The following is an 826-nucleotide window of genomic DNA, read 5'->3' on the forward strand; positions in this document are numbered from 1 at the left end:
GTCGTTGGTGGTGTGCGTGACGGCGTTTCTGCGGATCGTCATCGTGCTGTCGATGCTGCGCCATGCGATCGGCATGCCCGAGACGCCGCCGAACACGGTGGTGATCGGGTTGGCCTTGTTCCTCACCTTGTTCACGATGAACCCGGTGCTGACGAAGGTCAACAACGAGGCGTTGCAGCCCTTCATGTCCGGCAAGATCGGCATGCAGCAGGGCTTGGACACGGCGGTCAAGCCACTGCGCGAATTCATGGTGAAGCAGACGCGCGAGCAGGACCTCGCCTTGATGGTCGAGATCTCGAAGAGCAAGCGCCCGTCGAGCATCGACGACATCAGCAACATCCAGCTGATTCCCGCGTTCATGCTGTCGGAGCTGCGCGCTGCCTTCCAGATCGGTTTCGTGATCTTCCTGCCGTTCCTGCTGATCGACCTGATCGTCTCGAGCATCCTGATGTCACTGGGGATGATGATGATGCCGCCGGTGACGATCTCGCTGCCGATCAAGATCCTGATGTTTGTGCTTGTTGACGGTTGGGGTCTGATCGTCAAGGCCTTGGTGGGGTCGTTCCATTGAACGACCGTCGCGCGCATCGCTGAGGGGTCATGGCTGCCGCCTCGCCCGTCGATTCAGAAGCCGAGCCAGCAGCCAGTGATGAATTGGCGCTGTGGCAAAGCCTGCGCGACAAGCAAGATCCCGCAGCGCGCGACGCATTGCTCAGCCGATACCTGCCCTACGCGAAGACGATTGCAGCCGTGATGTATGGGCGGCGAATCAACCGCGAAGACGAATTCGACGACTACCTGCAACTGGCGCGGGTCGGGCTGATCG

The 826-nt window shown here is 60.5% G+C and carries 1 protein-coding gene and 1 pseudogene; both read left to right on the plus strand.

All coding sequences use genetic code 11. The features are described from left to right. Nucleotides 1-571: flagellar type III secretion system pore protein FliP (gene fliP / locus AC1DYI_RS37250; protein ID WP_477209089.1), on the plus strand; the 571-nt coding region annotated here is incomplete at its 5' end. A gap of 29 nt (nucleotides 572-600) precedes the next feature. Next, nucleotides 601-826 (plus strand): annotated as a pseudogene (locus AC1DYI_RS37255) (sigma-70 family RNA polymerase sigma factor); the annotation flags it as partial.

Source organism: Ideonella sp. P3_A4, from assembly GCF_056403075.1.